Below are 2,741 nucleotides of genomic sequence, written 5' to 3'. Positions count from 1 at the left end.
CAAGGGTACTTTTGCGGATCAATGATAAATTTCCAGCCAGGCGATTTCTCAATCTCCGCAATATCCTTTCTCAATGTAATTAAATCATTTTCAATTAATGTTTGTTTAGATTTTAAATCATCCTTAATTGTAGTAGAAGAATCTTGAAAAGTATCGACTTTGTGATTATCAACATCATCATGGATATGAGCTATATTTTTATTATCATATAGATTTTCATGTAAAATATTTTTTAATCCTTCATACCTCCCTGTTAAATCAATATCTTCATGAGCATTATCATAATTATTAAAATAATCATTGAAATGTTCTCTTGGATTGTTTCCCCTTACAGTTATTGTACCTAGGTGTGTCACATCATCCATAAACTAACTTCCTTATTAGTTATAAAAAACAGAACAAAGAAATTAGAATTTAATATTTTTATAGTCAACTAACCGTTATTATTAATAAACATTCGTTAGTTAAAATTAAAAACATATTATTTATAAAATGATTAATATCGTTTTTAATAAATAATTGACAGGCACATGCGACTAATTGTTTATATTCACAAAAATAAAAAAAGCCAACGTGTTTCCACATTGGCTTCAATTTGCTTTGGTGATAAACAGCATACTAGAGATACTGTTTATCTATGCGATTAAAGAAAATTATTTTTTCTTTTTCGCTTTTGCGTTTGGTAAATCAGTAATGCTACCTTCGTAAATCTCAGTAGCCATACTGAGTATTGCCTAAGGTAGCAATTACACACTCACGCACCAAACTGGACAGTTAATCATCCAATTAGCCAACAGCGAGTAAGACCATTAATTCAATAAAAGTTTATTGTTTCTTTAATGTATCTCTGGCTTCAATTAATATTGAAATTAGATCATCTAAAGGCATTTTCGCTGTAAAACCGCGGGATAGATCTGAACCAAATAGTTCAACTTCTAAATTGTCTACACCTTTATCTTGATTAATTTCTGCAACCCGCCCCCAATTTAATTGAACTTCTAACGTTAGATTCTCATATTCCATTGGACTTGAAAAAAATAGTTCTAATTTATTATCTTTCATTTTATTGTCTTCTTTGGATCTAACACAGTATTAAATGAGTCATCCGTATTATATCTAATGCCTTTACGATTAGGTAAACGGTATTCGACGCCACCACGTGAGAGATCAGTTCTAACAGTTCCTTTGTTATTCAATACTGATACACTATTAAAGCTTTATAGATCTTTATATCTATCAGGAAGATATTCTGGATTTCCAACCATTTTGATTAATCTAATAAGTTCTTCTCGGTAAAATGATAATTCTTCCCCATTTTCACAACCCGTGATTTTGAGTATTTCTGCATCAGAGCAATTAGCTAATACATAATCAATACACCCTTCGTAAACCATTAACTCCCCCTCTGAAGCTCTCACATCATATAGAGTTACACTTGCAATACATTTTTTTTGTAATAAGTCCATACCATCACCATTTAATATAATCAGAGAATTTTTCTTTAAAGTCATCTAATTGCTCATTAGAAGGTCGCTGCCATTCACCTTTTTTGATTCTGTTGTCTGTATTCGCTTTCGGATTATAAAAAGAAGTGACAACCTCTCCATCAGACTCAATTATATGAACTTTTCTACCAGAACCTTTAACAATCCAACGACCATCTTCTTGAACTAAAATATCTGAAGGTCTAGATTTTTGAACATCATTAATGACTGAACCGACTGGACGCCATGCTCTCACAGCTGAGAATAAGCACGATTGTAGTGTAAAAACACTGACGGCTAAAGAAGCAGTGGTCAAAACCAGAAAGTATACAATGGGTTCCCCCCAACCGAGGTAAACCAAACCCCAGCCCACAACTCACGTTAAGCGGCAAGTGATTGAGTGAGTTTGGGTTTAAGGTGAGTAACCACATACCCTCACTCGCCAAGCCGGACAGTTGATCATCCAGTTGGCTGAGAGCGAGTAAAATGATTGAGGTAAGAGACTAAAATTTGTTGGCATAGTGGCTCTTTAAAGAGCCACTATCCCATTATTTTTTATAGATCTTTGTACCTATCAGGAAGGTATCTTCTATGTTCCATTGATTTCATTAAATTTTTTAGATCTGTCAAGTAATGTGATAACTCTTGTTTATTTGAACATTCCGTTTTTTCATATATTTGCTCATCAGATAAATGAGTTAAAACGTAATTTAAGCAATCTGTATAAATTACAACTTCCGATTCAGATAAACGAATATCAAATAAAGTTACATCTGCTTCTGGTATGTAATTAATTTTTAGTGTATCCATCCTACCACCTCACATAATCAGAAAATTTTTCTTTAAATTCATCTAGTTTTTCATTGCTAGGTCTATTCCATCGCCCATCTCTAGTACGTTGAGCCGTATTTTTATCACTATTTTTAAATGATGAGACCACTTCTCCATCAGGCTCAATTAGATGTATTCTTCCGCCATTACCTTTTACAACCCAACGACCATCATCTTGTATTAAGATATCTGAAGGCCGCGATTTTTGAACATCATTAATGACTGAACTGACTGGACGCCCCTCTTTATTTCTGATTCCCGCATGTTCACCTTGTGTAATCTTGTCTAAATAGGCGAGGTTATCTATAGATAGAGTATCAAGAATAGATGTTCCAGGCAGTTTTTCGATCGGTTCTGGGGGCTGGTTTCCACCCGTATCAATTTTTCCTTGTTCGGGTATTTGGTCGCCACCAGTATGAGGTTTCC

Annotated in this window: 6 protein-coding genes and 1 pseudogene; all 7 read right to left on the bottom strand. The window is 33.8% G+C overall.

Translation table 11 applies throughout. From position 1 onward, the window contains the following. Nucleotides 1-365 (bottom strand): hypothetical protein (locus AABS66_RS21605; RefSeq protein WP_430225486.1); only part of this gene is annotated, 365 nt, incomplete at its 3' end. Between the two features lie 288 nt (nt 366-653). Continuing rightward, a pseudogene (locus AABS66_RS21600) lies at nt 654-728 on the bottom strand (dihydrolipoamide dehydrogenase); the annotation flags it as partial. A gap of 97 nt (nt 729-825) precedes the next feature. Further along, nucleotides 826-1,062 carry a hypothetical protein gene (locus AABS66_RS21595; protein WP_206082674.1) on the bottom strand — a complete coding sequence of 79 codons (237 nt, stop codon included), beginning with the start codon at nt 1,060-1,062 and terminating at the stop codon, nt 826-828. A 155-nt stretch (nt 1,063-1,217) separates the two neighbouring features. Continuing rightward, nucleotides 1,218-1,466, bottom strand: coding sequence for a hypothetical protein (locus tag AABS66_RS21590; protein ID WP_272681152.1), 249 nt, complete (start codon nt 1,464-1,466; stop codon nt 1,218-1,220). A gap of 4 nt (nt 1,467-1,470) precedes the next feature. Further along, nucleotides 1,471-1,845, bottom strand: a complete 375-nt coding sequence (locus AABS66_RS21585; protein WP_430225485.1) for a hypothetical protein — start codon at nt 1,843-1,845, stop codon at nt 1,471-1,473. Nucleotides 1,846-2,039: 194 nt separating this feature from the next. Continuing rightward, nucleotides 2,040-2,294 (bottom strand): hypothetical protein, encoded by a 255-nt coding sequence (locus AABS66_RS21580; RefSeq protein ID WP_272539992.1) that lies wholly within the window; start codon nt 2,292-2,294, stop codon nt 2,040-2,042. Nucleotide 2,295: 1 nt separating this feature from the next. Further along, nucleotides 2,296-2,741 (bottom strand): hypothetical protein (locus AABS66_RS21575; RefSeq protein ID WP_430225484.1); only part of this gene is annotated, 446 nt, incomplete at its 5' end.

This window comes from Providencia sp. SP181, assembly GCF_050446505.1.
Classification (GTDB): Bacteria; Pseudomonadota; Gammaproteobacteria; order Enterobacterales; family Enterobacteriaceae; genus Providencia; species Providencia vermicola.
The sequence above is the reverse complement of the archived record's forward strand: the minus strand, read 5'-3'. Positions and strand labels throughout refer to the sequence as shown.